The organism is Mesorhizobium sp. GW821-FHT07A06, assembly GCF_059419085.1.
In genome coordinates this window covers 90,151-107,589 of record NZ_JBWKRC010000016.1, presented here as the reverse complement: position 1 = coordinate 107,589, position 17,439 = coordinate 90,151, and the positions used below count along the sequence as shown (strand labels likewise).

At 65.6% G+C, this 17,439-nt stretch carries 12 protein-coding genes; 5 read left to right on the top strand and 7 right to left on the bottom strand.

Features of this window, described 5'->3' with window-relative positions; translation table 11 throughout:
- Nucleotides 1-11: 11 nt before the first annotated feature.
- A complete protein-coding gene (locus AC07SZ_RS32325) occupies nt 12-2,639 on the bottom strand; it encodes a T6SS phospholipase effector Tle1-like catalytic domain-containing protein (RefSeq protein WP_494917514.1) in 2,628 nt (875 codons plus the stop codon).
- Between the two features lie 641 nt (nt 2,640-3,280).
- Here AC07SZ_RS32325 and AC07SZ_RS32320 point away from each other — a divergent pair.
- Complete coding sequence (locus AC07SZ_RS32320; protein ID WP_494917513.1) at nt 3,281-3,973, top strand: DUF2270 domain-containing protein; 693 nt, start codon at nt 3,281-3,283, stop codon at nt 3,971-3,973.
- Nucleotides 3,974-4,080: 107 nt separating this feature from the next.
- The gene (locus AC07SZ_RS32315; protein WP_494917512.1) at nt 4,081-6,414 is read left to right on the top strand and encodes a cation:proton antiporter domain-containing protein; all 2,334 of its coding nucleotides are present in this window, start codon (nt 4,081-4,083) and stop codon (nt 6,412-6,414) included.
- A gap of 24 nt (nt 6,415-6,438) precedes the next feature.
- Here AC07SZ_RS32315 and AC07SZ_RS32310 read toward each other — a convergent pair whose 3' ends face one another.
- Nucleotides 6,439-6,582 (bottom strand): hypothetical protein, encoded by a 144-nt coding sequence (locus tag AC07SZ_RS32310; protein WP_081294848.1) that lies wholly within the window; start codon nt 6,580-6,582, stop codon nt 6,439-6,441.
- Between the two features lie 400 nt (nt 6,583-6,982).
- Here AC07SZ_RS32310 and AC07SZ_RS32305 point away from each other — a divergent pair, with 400 nt between their 5' ends.
- Nucleotides 6,983-9,250 (top strand): PAS domain S-box protein, encoded by a 2,268-nt coding sequence (locus AC07SZ_RS32305; protein WP_056570881.1) that lies wholly within the window; start codon nt 6,983-6,985, stop codon nt 9,248-9,250.
- Nucleotides 9,251-9,266: 16 nt separating this feature from the next.
- Nucleotides 9,267-9,635: a response regulator transcription factor gene (locus tag AC07SZ_RS32300; RefSeq protein WP_494917511.1), complete on the top strand. Its 369-nt coding sequence runs from the start codon at nt 9,267-9,269 to the stop codon at nt 9,633-9,635.
- Between the two features lie 10 nt (nt 9,636-9,645).
- Here AC07SZ_RS32300 and AC07SZ_RS32295 read toward each other — a convergent pair whose 3' ends face one another.
- Genes AC07SZ_RS32295 through AC07SZ_RS32275 form a run of 5 tightly spaced genes read right to left on the bottom strand, consistent with a single transcriptional unit; the run spans nt 9,646 to nt 15,344 of the window.
- Nucleotides 9,646-10,527 (bottom strand): ABC transporter permease, encoded by an 882-nt coding sequence (locus AC07SZ_RS32295; RefSeq protein ID WP_494917510.1) that lies wholly within the window; start codon nt 10,525-10,527, stop codon nt 9,646-9,648.
- Nucleotides 10,524-11,477, bottom strand: coding sequence for an ABC transporter permease (locus AC07SZ_RS32290; RefSeq protein WP_494917552.1), 954 nt, complete (start codon nt 11,475-11,477; stop codon nt 10,524-10,526). Before AC07SZ_RS32290 ends, AC07SZ_RS32295 begins: the two co-directional genes overlap by 4 nt.
- A 20-nt stretch (nt 11,478-11,497) precedes the next feature.
- Entirely contained in the window at nt 11,498-13,153 is a 1,656-nt protein-coding gene (locus AC07SZ_RS32285; RefSeq protein ID WP_494917509.1) for an ABC transporter substrate-binding protein, read from the bottom strand.
- Nucleotides 13,154-13,206: 53 nt separating this feature from the next.
- Nucleotides 13,207-13,980 (bottom strand): DUF427 domain-containing protein, encoded by a 774-nt coding sequence (locus tag AC07SZ_RS32280; RefSeq protein WP_494917508.1) that lies wholly within the window; start codon nt 13,978-13,980, stop codon nt 13,207-13,209.
- 11 nt (nt 13,981-13,991) lie between these two features.
- Nucleotides 13,992-15,344, bottom strand: a complete 1,353-nt coding sequence (locus tag AC07SZ_RS32275) for an LLM class flavin-dependent oxidoreductase (RefSeq protein WP_172372686.1) — start codon at nt 15,342-15,344, stop codon at nt 13,992-13,994.
- 216 nt (nt 15,345-15,560) lie between these two features.
- Between AC07SZ_RS32275 and AC07SZ_RS32270 the strand changes: the two genes are divergently transcribed.
- Complete coding sequence (locus tag AC07SZ_RS32270) at nt 15,561-17,372, top strand: dipeptide ABC transporter ATP-binding protein (RefSeq protein ID WP_494917507.1); 1,812 nt, start codon at nt 15,561-15,563, stop codon at nt 17,370-17,372.
- Nucleotides 17,373-17,439: the final 67 nt, after the last annotated feature.

The window sequence follows — 17,439 nt, the reverse complement described above, 5'->3', positions numbered from 1 at the left end:
GGCCAGCCGGCTCAGGGAAACACGTTCACCTTGCTGACCTTCACCTCGGCCGATCCGTGGTTGTGACGGTAGAAGAAGTCGGAGACCCAAGGCAGGCCGAACACGGCATCGTTGACATAGACATAGAGCTCACCCGATGCCTTGGGCTTGATCTCGGCGGTCAGCTTCATGTTCGCGCATTGGCCGGGGATCACCGGCTCGACGGCGTTGAGGACATACTCGTCATTGCCGAAGCGGCCGACGCGGGCGATGGGCTTGAAATAGGGCTCCGCCCACCAGCGTTTCATCAGCGTTCCCAGATAATGCGCGACACCGCCGCTGGCGACGCCGCGTGTATCGGCACACGCTTTGACCTTGTCCCCGTCTCCGTCGATCCATGGGTCCCCTGCGATGATGGAAATCTCCACCTCGTAGCGAACCCCTTGCTGTAGCCAGTTGCCGGTGTCGCCGCACATGTCGGCGGTGTGGAGGAGATAGGGTGTGCCCGTCAGCCTTTCGCCTTCCGGCGGATCGCCAAGCCCGGGTTTGGCGCAGAAGGCGCCCATCGAATCGGCGACCTCGAATGTGGCCTTGTTGACGGCAAACAGGATGAGGCCGATCGACAGGATAAGGAATACCGCCGGCAGCACGAACTCCCTCAGCTTGTCGTAGACCCACTGGGCGAGCAGGTTCGTCCGCACGGCGCGGGCGAAGCGGAGCGAAACCGGGGTCGGCGCGACCCCGTGGCGCGGTCCCCTGCGGGTCAGCAGGAGATAGGTCGCGAACGACCCGAGCGCGCCTGCGGCGAAGACCCAGCCGGTGTAGTAATTTCCGCCAAGCCACACGGCCAAGGCGCCGATGCCGAGGCTGACCGCTCCCAGCAGCGACGTGCGGCGATGCGCATCATTCCTGCTCGATTGCAGCATTGTCGCGCTGCGCCCGGCGTTGACATTCCAGGCGGCCCGCGCACGGTCGTTGATACGCGTGCGCAACACGCCGTTGACCCAAAGGAGAATGCCAAGCAGCGCGGCCAGGATTGCGGCCGCCGGCGGATGATTGACCACCGCATCGATCCATGGCGCGGCAAAACCAGGCAGCAAGCCGCTGACCAGGCCAAAGATCGGCCCGATGAGGCCGGAGGCGGACTTTCCGAGCTCACCGCCGACATCGAGCGTGACGTAGCCGGCAAACAGCGGAAACGCCAGGAACAGCACCCCGATCGACAACAGCGCATAATACAGCCCACGGCGCCACCACACGGTGTCGCGCATCAGCTGCGCGCGTTCCAGGCGGCCCTTCGAATGATCGGGGCCGGCGGCGTTCTTTTCGCCGGGCGCCGGCGCCTCGCCATTGTCGTTCTCCTGAAGCTTGCCCAGCGCTTCGCGGAAGTTGTTTTCCATGTCGGCCAGATCGCGCCTGCGTCCGGCCGGGAGCGGCAATTTGTCGATCGGGGCGGCCTCGCTCATCGGCGTCAAGCGATTGTCCGGCAGGCCGGTAAAAGGTATCCGCGCGCCGAGCGGCGACAGCACGTCGATATGTTCGGGCAGCGCGATCGGCGCGTAGTCGTCGCATCCCTTGGCCATCCGGATTATGACGCTCGCATCGACCAGCGGCTTTACGCCATGATTGATGCGCTGGCCGTCACGCTCCATCAGATCCTGGGCGTCGCGCGGATGGTAGCGGTAAAAGACGCTGACGCCGGATCGCGAATCGTAGATGCGCCCGGCCTCGGACGCGTAGTCCCAATAGTCGGCGACCAGGTCCTTCTTGAATTGCAGCCCCTGCTCCGCGGCTTCGCCGATCATCCAGCACAGCGGTATGTGGGCAAGCCTGTCGTCCGGGTAGCCGCCGCCGACATTGGCATGGCAGCCGGCGAACCAGACCTGCAGCAGGCGCGGATCGGCCATTGCCGCCGCGCGCTCATTCCAGGGAATCGGAAAGAATGTGCGCCGCTCATCGTCGATGCTGAAGGCCTGCCGGGCACAATCGACGGCACCGAGAAGGTCCCTGTTGGCGAATGTCATCGGCCAGACCCATTTGTCCACCGCCTTGGTCAGCTCGTCGACCGGCAGGCCATAGGCGGAGACGGTGTCCCACACACCAATGAAGGCGACGCGGATCCTGGTGGCGGAACGGTCTTCGTCATTCCCGGGTTTGACCGCGCTGTAGGGGCGGCTCCCCGTGATCTCGTTCCAAAGGTCGACCGCCCTGTCGCGCACGAAGCGGGCGAACACGACCCAGGGCAGCGAGGAACCGAAGGCCTGGGGGCGGTATGCCCGATAGGTGGCGAGCGCGTTGCGGTCGAGTTCCTCTTCCGACTTGAAGTTGACCAGCCCTTCGCGGGCGATCATCCCGACCAGCACGCGAATGGTGAAGGCGCCGCGGCTGAAGCCGAAGGCGAAGATCCTGTCGCCCGGCTCATAGTTGAGGCAGAGGAACTTGTAGAGCGCCAGAACGCGGCGCTTGACGCCGAAGCCAAGCGCCAGGCCGATGATCTCGAACGGCTTGAACTGCGAGGTCCCGACGCCGTCGCTGAACACGGCGATCTGATCACCCCCGGTGAGGTCCAGCGCCTGGTAGAGGCGCCAGACATTGGTCTTGAACGCCTTGGCGGCGCTGTTGCCGGTGCCGTCGGCGAAGACGACGATGTTCCTGCCCATCTCCTGCCCCTCCAAGACGTTACACTGCTTTGCCACTCCTGTTCGATCGCCGGCGCTGCCGGCTTCAAGCCATCAATCGGCCGCGCCGCCGATTACCCAGCCGGCGCAACACGGATGCCTGTTCTGCGGCAATGGACATGCCGCGCCTGCGCGCCGGATCTGTGAATGAGGCAGCCAGGGCCAGAAGCCTCCTGGCGACCCACCTGATTTTCACTCGAACCCCCAGTTCGTTGGCGTCACTATCCAACAAGCAGGGGCGGCGTGCAAGTTGAGGCAGTAAAATCGTCGCTTTGACTTCCGCGAGTGGAAAATCCACTGGAATAGAACCTGACTGTTCTTTCCGGACGGCCTCTCGGCACGAATTTCCGGATTCTCCCAAAGCAAACGGCGCCCCCCACCGCGGGGGGAATGTCTTTCCGTCTTCAGAACCGCGTCGAGAAGCTTGCCTTGAAGGCGTTCTCCATGGCCCCGGGGGCGAACTGGCCGTCATGGGAACGGTCGCCGGCTCGCGATTCCCGTCACGGCGCTGTCGCCGGGACAGAATCGCTCCCCTATCGCGCCGATCGGCGATCTGGGCGCTGGCCGCGCACGCCCGGAACGATATTGCCGGCAAACTGTTTTAGTTCTTGCCGGAGGATGCCATGAACGACGCGTCGGCAAAGCCTGCTGGCCCCGCCCTTTCATCGACGGAGCGGGTGAACACGCTGTCGCATTTCCACCGTGCCGAGATCGCGCGCATGGCCGGATGGCGCGATCGTCTGGACAGGACGACGAACTGGGCGATCACCGTCGTGGCGGCCATGCTGTCGGTGTCGCTGTCGACGGCCAGCGCCCATCATGGCGTGCTGCTGTTTGCCATGCTCCTGATCCTGCTGCTGTTGTGGATCGAGGCGCGCCGTTACCGCTTCTTCGACTTCTACCGGGCACGCGTGCGCCAGTTCGAACGCCATTATTTCGCGCAGATATTCTCTCCGCAGCCCGACTTCGCCTCGGATTGGCTGCTCATTGTCGGTGAAGGTCTGCGTGCGCCGAAGTTCCTGCTGTCGCAGCGTGCCGCCCTGGCGCGCCGCCTGCGCCGGAATTACATCTACCTGTTCCTCATCCTGCTGCTGGCCTGGGTGCTGAAAATATCGACACCCAGCCTTCAGTCCGTCGGCGTCAGGACCGGTTTTGTCGGCTCGCTGCGCGAGGCGGTCGACAGCGCCGCCGTTGGTCCCATTCCAGGCGTCGCCATCGTCGCGATCGTGGCCGCGTTCTATGTGGGACTGCTCGCCATCGTCCTTTTCGCGGCGGGCGACGACGGCGAACTCTCCTTCGGCGATGTCCATGTCTGAGTTCGATGCCTGAGGCCACGCGGCTGCAACAGGCCACGCGGCTGCAACGCAAACACCGATCGCGCGTTGTGATGGCCAGTCCGCCGCGGCGCATCTCGAGGGAACCCATGAACCGTCAACCGGCTACAAGGTCACACGGCATCGTGGCCGCCCTTCTGCCCGCCCTTGTCGTGCTGGCGCCGGCAAGCCAGGCATTGGCCGCGCAACCGGCCGGACATGCCTCGGGCATGGGCGGCTCGGCCGAAGGCGTGTTCGTCGCCGAGATCGTTCTTCTCCTGCTGGTCGGCCGGGGCCTGGGCGAAATCTTCCAGCGCCATGGCCAGCCGGCGATCATGGGGCAGTTGATCGGCGGCATCCTGCTCGGGCCATCGCTGTTCGGCTGGATATGGCCCGACGCCCAGCACCATATCTTCTCCAACGACCCGGCGCAAAAGAGCATGATCGATGCCGTCTCCCAGCTCGGCATCCTTCTCCTTCTGCTGCTGACCGGCATGGAGACGGACCTGCGCCTGGTGCGCCGGGTGGGCGCAGCCTGCTTCTCGATCTCGATCACGGGCGTCGTCGTACCCTTCGCCTGCGGCTTCGCGCTGGCGCGGTTCCTGCCGGACTCGCTCTTGCCGGACCCAACGCAGCGCGTCGTCGCCGGCCTGTTCATCGGCACGGCGCTGTCGATCTCCTCGGTCAAGATCGTCGCCATGGTGGTGCGCGAGATGAACTTCATGCGCCGCAATCTCGGCCAGGTCATCATCTCCTCGGCCATTATCGAGGACACGATCGGCTGGCTGATCGTCGCCGTCACCTTCGGCATCGCCACCAATGGCAGCCTGCAGGTACTGCCGCTCTTCACCACGGTGGCCGAGGTGGCGCTGTTCATGGTGTTTTCCTTCACCATCGGCCGTCGCCTGGTGTTCACGCTGATCCGCTGGAGCAACGACTCCTTCCGCAGCGAATACGCCGTCATCACGGTCATCCTGATCATCATGGGGGTGATGGCGCTGATCACCAACCTGATCGGCGTCCATACCGTGCTCGGCGCCTTCGTCGCCGGCATATTGGTCGGGGAATCGCCGATCCTGTCCGATCACATCGAGGGCCAGTTGCGCGGCCTCATCACGGCTCTGTTCATGCCCGTGTTCTTCGGCATGGCCGGCCTCTCGGCCGACCTCACCGTGCTTACCGACCCGACGCTTGCGTTGCTGACGCTTGCGCTGGTGGCGATCGCCAGCGTCGGCAAGTTCGGCGGCGCCTTCCTCGGCGGCCGGCTGGCCGGCATGTCGCTGAAGGAAGCCACCGCCGTCGGCAGCGCCATGAACGCGCGCGGCTCGACCGAGGTGATCATCGCAAGCATCGGCCTGTCGATGAACATCCTGTCCCACAATCTGTTCACAATGATCGTCACCATGGCCGTCATCACCACGCTCGCCATGCCGCCCATGTTGCGCTGGGCGCTCGGCCGCCTGCCCGTCGACGATGCCGAGAAGCAGCGCGTCGAGCGCGAACTGCTCGACGAGCGCGGCTTCGTCTCCAGGCTGGAGCGGCTGCTGCTGCTGGTCGACGACAGCCCGGCCGGCAAGTTCACAGCTTACCTCGCAGGCCTGGTCGGCGGCGGCAGCGGCATGCCGACCACACTGCTCCATCTCCAGGATGGCAAGCTCGCCCGGCAGGTCAGCGACCATGGTCCGGAGCGCGCGTCCAGGGAAGTCAAGAAAGGTGCCGCCAGGAGTGCAAAGGCCGTCAGCAAGGCCGAGGACACGCCTGTCGACAAGGTTCATCTCACAGCCCGTACCGAGCTTGAAGCCAGCGCCGAGACAATCGCGGCGGAAGCGCGCAAGGGCTATGGGCTTCTGCTGGTTGGGCTGGAGAACACTGTGAGCGACGAAGGTACCTTCAGCGGCGCGCTGAAGGACATCAGCAGTGGCTTCGACGGCCCGCTCTGCCTCGTGCTGAACGGCGCCAAGGCCAATGGAAAGATGCCCGTGCTGCGCGCCGGAACGACGATACTGGTCCCCGTCAACGGCACCGAGGTCGCGCGCCGCGCCGCCGATTTCGCGCTGGCGCTGGCGCGGCCGCACCAGGCCCGCGTCAAGGTGCTCTATGTCTCGCAAGCCAGGCAGGGCAACCGGCCCGGCTCGGTTTCGCACCGCCGGGAGGAAGCCGTGCTCAAGGACGTCGCCGATCTCGCGGACCGCTACGGCGTTGCCGTCGACACCGCGATCCGCACCCGGGCCACGGCGGACAGATCGATCGCCAGGGAAGTGGCCAAGGGGGCCGCCATGGTGGTGATGGGCGTCACCCAACGGCCGGGCGAGGAGCTATTCTTCGGCGACACGGCGACAGCGGTACTGGCCGCGGTCGCCTGCCCGGTCGTGCTTCTGGCCAGCGAACGCGTCAGGCGGGCTGACGCCAGCGCCGAACAGACGGCGGCCGAAATAGGCGCCTGATACCCTCGCCCGGTGTGCTGGAACCTATATGCCGAAGAACTGCCGCCCGATCATGTAGCCCAGCGCCGCCACGACGAGCGGGAACAGCGCCGGCGCGGCCTTGCTGATGAAGGACGCTTTCGTGTCCTTGGGCGGCATATAGCGTGCATTGCCGAGATTCTTGGTCATTGCGTACCCCGCGCGCCAAACCAATCAGTTTCGCGCATATCGTTATCCCGAAACCGTCACGAGGTTTCGGTGGACATGCATTAGAATGAACTTATTAACAGCATGGCCGAATTAACGGCTTGCAAAGAAATTAGATCAAATAGCCGGCTTTCCCTCCTCGATCCGACAACCCTGTCGAAGGAAAATCGACAGGCACCGGGAACCTAAGGGCCTGTCCCGGGGTTGTGGCGATCGGGGGAGGAAATGCCGGTTCACGTCTCGCCAGAATACTATCTGTCATGGCCACGGTCGCCCGTGCCGCGATGTCGCGCGGCCCGGGATAGAGCGAACGATCGACAGAATCCGGCACGTTAGCCAGCACAATCGACCCCTCGAACAACGCCGACCGATCCGGGACTTCATGCCGCAAACCAGCACAGCGACCGTAGGCAATCCTCACCTCGCTTTCCTGTCGGGCGGCGGAGAGCTTGGCCGCCTGATCGCCGCGTTCGACTGGGCCTCGACGTCGATCGGACCGATCGGGGGCTGGCCGCAGAGCCTGAAGACGGCGATCTCGCTGATCCTGCGCTCCAGGGTGCCGATCGTCATGCTGTGGGGCGAGGACGGCGTCATGATCTACAATGACGGCTATTCGGAGTTCGCCGGCGGCCGCCATCCGCAATTGCTCGGCTCGAAAGTGCGGGAAGGCTGGCCCGAGGTGGCCGACTTCAACGACAACATCATGAAGGTGTGCCTGGGCAAAGGCGGCACGCTTGCCTATCGCGAACAGGTGCTGACCCTGAACCGTACCGGCAAGCCCGAGCAGGTCTGGCTCGATCTCGACTACTCACCGGTGCTCGACGAAAGCGGCGAGCCGGCCGGCGTCATCGCCATCGTCATCGAGACGACCGCCAAGGTCGCCGCCGAGCGCTGGCGCGCCGGCGAGCGCGACCGCCAGCGCCAGATGTTCGAACAGGCGCCGGGCTTCATGGCCATGCTGTCCGGTCCGCAGCATGTCGTCGAACTGACCAATGCCGCCTACATGCAGCTCGTCGGCCACCGCGACATCATCGGCCTGCCGATCCGCCAAGCCTTGCCGGAGGTGGAGGGCCAGGGCTTTTTCGAGCTGCTCGACCAGGTCTTCACCAGCGGCGAGGCATTCATCGGCTACGCCTTGAAGGCGGAGTTGCAGCGCACGCCGGGCGCGGCGATCGAAGACCGCTTCATCGACCTTGTCTACCAGCCGGTGCGCAACCCCGCGGGCGAGGTGTTCGGCATCTTCGTGCAAGGTGTCGACGTCACCGACCGGCTGATTGCCGAACAGGCGCTCCGCCAGAGCGAGACGCAGTTCCGCACCTTCGCCGAGGCGATGCCCAACCACGTCTGGACAGCCACGCCGGAGGGGTTGCTCGACTGGTTCAACCCCCGTGTCTATGATTATTCCGGCGCCAGGCCGGGCGAGCTTGACGGTCATGGCTGGGCCGATATCCTGCACCCCGACGACATCGCCGCGGCCTCGGACAAGTGGCAACAGACGGTGGCCGCCGGCACATTCTACGAGACCGAGTTCCGGCTGCGCCGCCATGACGGCATCTATCGCTGGTTCATCGCGCGCGCCGTTCCGATCCGCGATACCGACGGCGCCATCCTGCGCTGGATCGGCACCAACACCGATATCGACGACCAGAAGCAGGCGGCCCAGGCCCTGCTGCAGAGCGAGCGCCGCCTGCAGCTGTCGCAGAACGCAGCCGGTATCGCGGCCCTCGAACTCGACATCGCCAGCGGAACCGTGGTCGGCTCCGAGGGCTTCTGGGGTCTCTGGGGGCTTTCGCCGCGCGACAGTGTGCACATCTCCGTGCTGGAAAACATCGTCATTCCCGCCGACAAGGACGTCCGCTCCAACCCGGAAACGCGCGAGAAGGGCACCGCCGTGCCCGCCGTGGAATACCGCATCAGGCGGCCCGACACCGGCGAGCTGCGCTGGCTGTCGCGCCATATCGATTTCGTCCACGACGAGACGGGCAAGCCGGTCAAGATGTTCGGCGTCATGCAGGATGTCACCGACCGGCGCGAGGCGCAGGCGCGGCAGGAGCTCCTGACCCACGAGCTCGAACATCGCATCAAGAACATCCTGGCAATGGTCGCGGCCATCGCCTCGCAGACGCTGCGCAACACCGACATCGCCACGGCAAGCGCCACCTTCAACGAACGGCTGCGCGCGCTGGCCAATGCCCATGACATCCTGAACAAGACCCGCTGGACCAGCGCCTCGATCCGCGAGGTGGTCGACAACACCGTCGCCACCTTCCCGCTCGAACAGATGTCGATCTCCGGCCCGGCGCTGCCGATCAATCCCAAGATGGCCCTGACGCTGGCGCTCGCCGTCAACGAGCTCGCCACCAACGCGCTGAAATATGGCGCGCTGTCGACACCGGACGGCAAGGTGGCGATCGAATGGTCGCTGCAGCCATCCCAAGACAAGCCCAGCGACATCAGGCTGATCTGGCGCTGGCGCGAGAGCGGCGGCCCGCCGGTGACGCCGCCCAGCCGGCGCGGCTTCGGCCGTTTCCTGATCGAGCGGGTCTTCGGCACCGATTTCGGCGGAACCGTGCGGATCGACTACCACCCCGACGGCGTCGAATGTGTGTTGAACGCACCGGCACCCCAGTTGCCGACAGCACCGTACTGACTACATAGGGCATGCCATGACCACTCAGAGCCCCGTCACCGTCCTCGTCGTCGAAGACGAAGCCTTTCTGCTGTTCGCCATCGCCGACGAACTGCGCGAGGCGGGGTATGACGTGCTCGAAGCCAGCAATGCGGACCAGGCGATCAGCCTGCTGGAAGTCCATCAGGACATCCGCATCCTGTTCACCGACATCGACATGCCCGGCTCCATGGACGGGCTGCGCCTGTCCGCCGCCGTGCGAGACCGCTGGCCCCCGGTCAAGATCATCGTCACCTCCGGCAAGCAACAGCCGGCGCGGGACGCGATGCCGAGCGGTGGCGTCTTTCTACCCAAGCCCTATGCGGCCGCGGCGGTTGCGGCCACCATCCAGGGCCTGCTCGGCTAGGCTCCACGACTTACTTGTCGTTGTTCTCGAAGGCGCCGATGCCTTGCGCGATGAGGTTGGTGGCCATCACCAGCGAGATGATGGCGGCTGAATTGAACACCACCACCCACCATTTGCCGCCGGTGAGGAAGCCGTAGCCGTCGGCGATCGCCAGCCCCCAGTCGGCCGATGGCGGCTGGATGCCGAGGCCGAGGAAGCTCAGCGTCGCGATCGAGAAGAAAGCATAGCCGAGCCGGGTGATCAGCTCGATGAGGATGGTTTCCCGCACATTGGGCAGGATTTCGAGGAACATGATGGCCAGCCGTCCTTCGCCGGCGAGCCGCGCGGCGCTGACATAGTCGCGCTCGCGCTGTTCGCGCGCTGCGGTGCGCACCGTGCGCGCCACCAGCGGCGCATAGGCAAGGCCGATCACCAGGATGACGGTGAGGTTGGACGGGCCGATCGCCACCAGCGCCATCGTCACCAGCACGATGAAGGGCAGTGACATGACGGCGTCGAGCAGCCGCGCGCCAACGGCATCGATCAGGCCGCCAAAGGTGCCGAGCACCAGCCCGATGATGCTGCCCGCCGTGACGCCCGCCAGTGTCGCCAGCGGCGCCACCAGCAGGATGTCGCGCGAGCCGACGATGATGCGTGAAAACACGTCGCGCCCAAGCTGGTCGGTGCCGAACCAATGCACCGCGTCGGGCGGCGTCATCATCGAGAGGAAATCCTCGGCATAGGGGTCGAACGGCACGAACCGCGCACCGAACAGCGCGCAGGCGACCCAGAACAGAAGCACCACCGAGCCGATCAGGGTCGAAGGCGCCACGTCAGGCACAAGGCCACGCAGCCGGCCGATCCAGGAAAGCCTGATGTCGCTGCGCACGGGAGACTGCGCGAGATCGGTCATGGCGCGTTCCGGCGGCGCTGGCGCGGATCGAGCAGCGCCTGCAGGAGATCGCCGATCGCCGCCGTCGACACGAAAATCGTCGCCATCACCAGCACGCCGGCCTCGAGCATCGGGAAGTCGCGCGCCTTGGCCGCGCTCAGCACGAGGTTGCCGAGCCCCTGTATGCCGAACAGCGCCTCGATCACCACCAGCCCGCCGAGCAGGAAGCCGCTCTGCGTGGCGATGACGGCCACCGTCGGCACCAGCGCGTTGCGCAGCACATGCTTGAACAGCACTTGCGACGGGCTCAGGCCCTTGAGGATCGCGGTGCGCGTATAGTCCGCCGCGCGGGCCTCCATCACCCCTGCCCTGGTCATGCGCGCGACATAGCCGATGAGGTTCAGCACCAGCGGCAGCGCCGGCAGGATGAGATGGTAGCTGGACGTCCAGAATCCGGCCCCGTCCGGCGCCGCACCTGTGATCGGAAACCAGGCCAGCCACAGGCCGAAGACCATCAGCAACAGCAGGCCGGAGACGAAGTCCGGCACGATCGAGAGCGAAACGCCGGTCAGCACGATCAGACGGTCGGCAAGGCTCCCCGAGCGCAGGCCCGCGACGACGCCGGCGCCGATGCCGATCGGCACCAGGAACAAAAGCACGACGCCGGCCAGTGCGGCGGAATTCTTGATGCTCGACACAACGAACGGCGCCACCGGTGCGCGCATCGACAGCGAGTCGCCGAAATCCCCTGAAATAGCCCGGCTGAACCAGTGCCAGTATTGGGCAAGGATCGGCTGGTCGGTGCCGAGCTTGCGATTGAGTTCGGCGACCGCCTGCGCATCGGCGAACGGTCCGAGCATGACGCGGCCGACATCGCCGGGCAGCACCTGCCCGGCGAGGAAGACCAGCGCGCTGACCAGCCACAGCGTCAACAGCAGCGAGCCCGCGCGTGCCGCCAGCGGCCGGACGATCGCCATCGAAACGGTGCCGTTCAAACGAACGACACCTTGTCGAGCAGCAGGTGCGAGATCGCGGTGAAGCGCACGCCTTCGACCTTCGAGGAGACGATGCGGCTGTATTGCGAGAAATAGCCGATGATCAGCGGCGTCTCGTCGAGCAGCAGGGTCTGGATCTTGCCGGCCGCCACGCGCTGCGCCTGCAGGTCGCGCGCCTTGCCGTAGTCGACCAGCAGGGCATCGTAGTCCGGGCTGTTGAAATGCGCCGCGTTCCAGGCGCCCGAACTCTTCAGCGTCGCGTTGAGGAAGATGTCGGGCGTGCCGCGATGGCCGAAATCGGTGATGCCGAGATTGGAATCCAGCCATGGCGAGCTGCCGAATGTCGCCGAGCCGTAATAGGCATCCTGCGGCAGCACGTTGAGCTTGATGTCGATGCCGGCCTTCTTGGCGAAATTCTGGATCAGCACCGCATAGTCGGGAATGTCGTAGGCGCGCTCGGTGGTGAGCGTCACCTCGAAGCCGTTGGGCACGCCGGCCTCGCCAAGCAGCCGCTTGGCCTCCTCGATGTCCTGCTTGCGCTGCGGCACGGACGGATCGGCCGAGGGGAAGATCGGCGCGAACGGAGTGTCGTTGCCGACGATGGCGCGGCCCTTCAGCAAGCCCTTGACCACGGCCTCGCGGTCGATGGTGAGCGCCAGCGCGCGGCGCACGCGCTTGTCGGTGAACGGCGCCTGGTCGGTCCGCAGATGCACTTCGTCATGCGAGCTTGCCTGCACGCTGAGCAGCTTGAAGTTGGGATTGCCTTCGATCGCCAGCTCCAGCCGCGTGGTGGAGGGGATGACGTCGAGCTGGCCCGCCTGCAACGCCAGCACCTGCGCCTGCTCGTCGTCGAAGAACTTGATCTCGACCCGGTCCGGCAGCGCCTTGTCACCCCAGTAGTCGGCATTGCGCACAAAGCTGGCGCCCTGCTTGGGACGGAAGGATTCGAACTTGAACGGGCCAGTACCGATGAAATTCTTTTCGAAATCGCCGGCATAATCCGCCGGCAGGATGACGGCGTTGAACACGTCCGACGAGACATAGAACGGAAAATTGCTGTTGGGCTGGTCGAGATCGAAGGCGACCGTCTCGTCGTCGACCAGCTTGGCGCCGCCCTTCGACAGGATGCCCTTATAGGCCGACAGCGCCCCGGAGCCGGTGCTCGGATCGACAAGCCGCTCGAATGTCGCGACCACATCCTTGGCCGTCACCGCGCGGCCATCGTGGAATTTCACCCCGGGTCTCAGCTTGAAGGTCCAGCGCTTGGCCGTCTCGTCGGCCTCCCATGACAAGGCAAGTTTCGGCTGCAGGCCGTCCTTGGGGTCGTCGAGGATCAGATATTCGCCGACCTGGCTGATCACGCCGATGCTGGCCGGATCGGTCACCGTAACCGGGTCGATCGCCTTGGTCGGCTGGCCGAGCCCGACGCGCACCGTGCCGCCGCCGGCCCCGGCCGCGCGGGCAGCCCCCGGCGTGAACAGCCCTTGCGAGGCGGCAAAGCCGGTGAGACCGAGCAGTGCCGCGTATTTCAGGAGGTCGCGGCGCTTGAGAAACCCCTGCGAATATTCATCGACAGCGACATTCCAGATGTCGCGGGACGGATTGCGGGGGGACTGGCCGCGCAGAAGATCGATGTCGGACCGTTTCGTCATTTTTTCTCTTTCTTGAACTGGATGATGAGCATGGATGGGTGGGAAAGCCGCCGTCAGGCCGGCTGACCGTCGAGATGGATGCGGTCGACCGCTTGCGGATAGAAGGCGATCAGCCCTTTGATTTTCGGCATCTCATCGATCGGGTCGCGGTAGCTCCAGGCGATGTCGGGGCGAACCGACCCGTCCTTCAAGAGACCCGACCAATAGGAGGCGATGCCCTTGTAGGGACATCGCGTCGTCGAGCTGGACGCCGTCAGCCGGTCCAGCCGGACATCCTCCGGGGGAAGGTAGAAACGCGTCGGCAGATGGGTTTCGAACAGCAGCACCGGACGGTGGCTGTCGGCGATGATGTCGCCGTCGAACCAGACCTGGACATGGCTCGAACTGTGCAGCACGTCGATGCGCGCATAGGGGTCGCGGGCGTGTACGAAGACCTCTTCCTCCTCCTCGAACCACTGGTCGACCGCCTTCCATGTGAAGGCGATGCGGCCGGCGAGCGGCGCCAGATTTTCATCCGGCGGCGCTGTGAACGACCACGCCGCATTGGCGGCGCGCCTGCCGCCGCTGTCGATGTCCCAATAGGCGGTCTCGCCGCCGACCGCGTGCGGCTCGCGATGCAGCGACGGCTTCAGCACCGACGGATCGACCGAGGACGGCGGGAAGAAATAGATCGGCAGGAAATGGTTGGAGCGCAGCACCAGCACATTGCGGCTGTCGGCGATGGTGCGGCCGCCGAATTTGATGCGGATGCGCTTGGGGCTGTGCAGCACGTTGACAAGACGCGGAGCCGTGGCTTCGCGGGGCTGAAGGTTCGGCGATGCGGTCATGGCCGTTCCCCTCAGGACACGGCGCGCGCATTGGCGCGTTGCTCGGCGAAGCGGTTGGCCGGGCGGGCGAGCCCGAAGCGGTCGCGCAACGTGCCCGGCGCATACTCGGTCGGGACCAGGCCGCGGCGCTGCAGTTCCGGCACCACTTGCCCGGCGAAATTCACCCAGTCCTCGGGCAGCAGCGGGAACATCAGGTTGAAACCGTCCGCCGCACCCGCGACGAACCAGTCCTCAAGCTGGTCGGCGATCTGCTTCGGCGTGCCGGCAACCGTCGGCACCGAGCCGCTGTTGGCGAGCTTGCGGGCGATGTCGCGCAGGCTGAGATTCTGTTTCGACCATTGCTTGACGCGGTTGAGCGAGGTGCGTCCGCCATTGAAGGTGCTTTCATCCGGCAGCGGCGGCAGCGGGCCGTCCGGCGGGTAGGCCGAGAGGTCGATGCCGCTCCAGCTCGACAGAAGATCGATGCCGACCTGGTCGGGAAGCAGCGTCTGCAGATATTCCTGCTTGTCGCGGCCTTCGGCCTCGGAAGCCGCGACGATCGGCAGGATGCCGGGCAGGATCTTGAAGCTTTCCGGCCGCCGGCCGTGGCGCGCCAGCCGCTCATTGATGTCCTGGCGGTATTTGATGCCGTCTTCCCTGGTGCTGTAGATGGCGAAATGCGCATCGGCCTGGGCGGTGGCGAAATTCTTGCCGTCCTCGGACGAGCCGGCCTGGACGATCAGCGGATGGCCTTGCGGCGGGCGCGACACGTTGAGCGGCCCGCGCACCTTGAAGTGCTTGCCCTTGTGGTCGATCGGATGGATCTTGTCGGGGTCGGCGAAATAGCCCGTCTCCTTGTCGATCAGGAGCGCCTCGTCCTCCCAGCTGTCCCACAGCGCCTTTACGATATCGAGGAACTCGCCGGCCCGCTCGTAGCGGAAAGCGTGCTCGATGTTGCCGTCGCGGCCGAAATTGCGCGCCTCCTCGTCCATGGCCGAGGTGACGACGTTCCACGACGCCCTGCCCTTGCTGATATGGTCGAGCGAAGCGAACAGGCGCGCGACATTGTAAGGTTCGCTGTAGGAGCTCGACGCCGTGGTGATCAGGCCGATATGCTTGGTCACGCCGGCCAGCGCCGACAGCAGCGTCAGCGGTTCGAGGCGGGCATTGGCGTAATGCGCGACGCCGCTCTTCACCGAATCCCAGATCGACACGTGATCGGCGACGAAGATGGTGTCGATGCGTGCCCGTTCGGCCGCCTGCACCAGCTCGCGATAATAGTCGAAATCGAGCACTTCACGGCCCGGCGCGCGGGGGTGGCGCCACGCCATGCGATGGTCGCCCTGCGGGTTGAAGAAGAACGCGCTGAGGATCATGTGCGACATCTGGATACCCTTCCCTGCGGATGCGGAAAACCGCCGGCGCCGCGGCCTGTGGCCGTGCCCCGAAAATCTTCCAGTCAGCGAAAGTTAGATTGCGCTCGGCCTTAATTCGAGTAATTTTATAGAGATTGTTCCATATGAAAGCGGAAGCGATTGCCCCTGATCGCCGCGCGCGCAGAAAGTGGTTTCCGGTCCCCAATGCCTTCGGTTTTGCCAACCATGTCTTCGGTTCTTGATGTCGAGCACCTCTCCGTTTCCTATGCCGGAGCCAGGCGCATCCACCGCGCGGTCGATGACGTCTCGCTCTCCATCGCCCAGGGCGAAGCGCTCGGGCTGGTCGGCGAATCCGGTTCCGGCAAGAGCTCGGTGGCGCTGGCCGTGCTGCGCTACCTGCCCAGGCACGCCCGGGTCGAGGCCGCGCAACTGGCCTTCGAAAATCGCGAAATCCGCGACCTCTCGACCAAAGAGTTGCGCCGGCTGCGCGGCGACCGCATCGCCGCCGTCTACCAGCATCCGGGCTCGGCGCTGAACCCGAGCATGACCATTGGCGGGCAGATCACCGAGACGATCCTGCGCCATCGCCCGATGCACCGTGACGATGCGCTTGGCCGCGCCGCGCAACTTCTCGGCCGCGTCCGCGTCGCCAATCCCGAACGCGTGCTGCGGCTCTATCCGCACGAACTGTCGGGCGGCATGCAGCAGCGCGCCAACATCGCCATTGCCATCGCGCTCGACCCGGCGCTGCTGGTGATGGACGAGCCGACCACGGCGCTCGACGCCAGCGTCCAGTCCGAGATCATCGCCATTCTCGACGATCTGCGCCGCGAGCACCGCACCAGCATCCTTCTGATCAGCCACGACATCAACCTGATCCGGCGTTCCTGCGACCGGGTCTCGGTGATGCAGGCGGGCTCGATCGTCGAAACCGGCGCCGCCGGGGAAGTTTTCGACAACCCGCGCCATGCCTACACAAGGGCGCTGGTCGCCGCCATTCCGACGCTCAACCGCACCAAGCGCGACGGCAGGCTGGCCGAGGATGCCAGCGCCGTGGACCTGAGTTCGAACGTGCCGCCCGGCGAGCAGGCGGAAAGCGCCCTGCCCGCGCCGCAGCGCGAAATCGCGGTGTCTTGCCGCGGCATAAGACAATCCTTCGGCGGCCAGCCGGTGCTGCACGGCATCGATCTCGACATCGCCAGTGGCGAGACCTTCGGGCTGATCGGCGAATCCGGCTCCGGCAAGTCGACGCTGGCCCGCATCGTCACCGGGCTGCAGCCGCCGACGGCGGGCACGGTCGAACTGTTCGGCAAGACCGTGGCGCCACTGGTCGAACGGCGCCAGCCGGGCGAGCGGCGCGATGTGCAGATGGTATTCCAGTCGCCCGACCGCACGCTCAACCCGCGCCAGCGCATTGGCCGCATCCTCGGCCGCCCGTTGCGGCGGCTGGCCGGCCTGCCCCGCCGCGCGGTGCCGCGGCGCGTCGGCGACCTCCTGGCCTCGGTACGCCTCGCCCCCACCACGGCGGAACAAAAGCCCGGCACGCTGTCGGGCGGCCAGCGCCAGCGCACGGCCATCGCGCGCGCCTTCGCCGGCCTGCCGAGGCTGGTGGTGCTGGACGAGCCGACCTCGGCCCTCGATGTCTCGGTGCAGGCGACCGTGCTCAACCTGCTCAACGACCTGCAGAAGAGCAAGGACACCGCCTACCTCTTCATCAGCCATGATCTCAGGGTCGTGCGCTACATGGCCGACCGCATCGGCGTGCTCTATCGCGGCCGCCTGGTCGAGACCGGTTCCTCCGACCAGATCTTCGCCGGCCCCAACCATCCCTACACGCAAGTGCTGCTGGCGGCGTCCTCGAACGATGGGCTAGCGACGACCATGGCCGAAGCGCAGGCCGCCATCGAAGCCGGCCCCGGCGGCTGCGCCTTCGCCGGCCGCTGCCCGCTGGCCGATGCCGGCTGCCTTGAGGCCGAACCTGTTGCCCGGGAGGTTGAAGCAGGCCACTACATCGCCTGTTGGAAGCGCGCCGGCTGAGGTTGGCCTACCCGCCGAGATGAAGCGGGTGCACCGGCGACTCGAGCAGCTTCATGCTGAGCGCCAG

Bases quoted from the DNA above. Each gene is read 5' to 3' on its own strand.
- AC07SZ_RS32325 (WP_494917514.1), bottom strand. From the start codon at position 2,639: ATGGGCAGGAACATCGTCGTCTTCGCCGACGGCACCGGCAACAGCGCC.
- AC07SZ_RS32320 (WP_494917513.1), top strand. From the start codon at position 3,281: ATGAACGACGCGTCGGCAAAGCCTGCTGGCCCCGCCCTTTCATCGACG.
- AC07SZ_RS32315 (WP_494917512.1), top strand. From the start codon at position 4,081: ATGAACCGTCAACCGGCTACAAGGTCACACGGCATCGTGGCCGCCCTT.
- AC07SZ_RS32310 (WP_081294848.1), bottom strand. From the start codon at position 6,582: ATGACCAAGAATCTCGGCAATGCACGCTATATGCCGCCCAAGGACACG.
- AC07SZ_RS32305 (WP_056570881.1), top strand. From the start codon at position 6,983: ATGCCGCAAACCAGCACAGCGACCGTAGGCAATCCTCACCTCGCTTTC.
- AC07SZ_RS32300 (WP_494917511.1), top strand. From the start codon at position 9,267: ATGACCACTCAGAGCCCCGTCACCGTCCTCGTCGTCGAAGACGAAGCC.
- AC07SZ_RS32295 (WP_494917510.1), bottom strand. From the start codon at position 10,527: ATGACCGATCTCGCGCAGTCTCCCGTGCGCAGCGACATCAGGCTTTCC.
- AC07SZ_RS32285 (WP_494917509.1), bottom strand. From the start codon at position 13,153: ATGACGAAACGGTCCGACATCGATCTTCTGCGCGGCCAGTCCCCCCGC.
- AC07SZ_RS32280 (WP_494917508.1), bottom strand. From the start codon at position 13,980: ATGACCGCATCGCCGAACCTTCAGCCCCGCGAAGCCACGGCTCCGCGT.
- AC07SZ_RS32275 (WP_172372686.1), bottom strand. From the start codon at position 15,344: ATGTCGCACATGATCCTCAGCGCGTTCTTCTTCAACCCGCAGGGCGAC.
- AC07SZ_RS32270 (WP_494917507.1), top strand. From the start codon at position 15,561: ATGTCTTCGGTTCTTGATGTCGAGCACCTCTCCGTTTCCTATGCCGGA.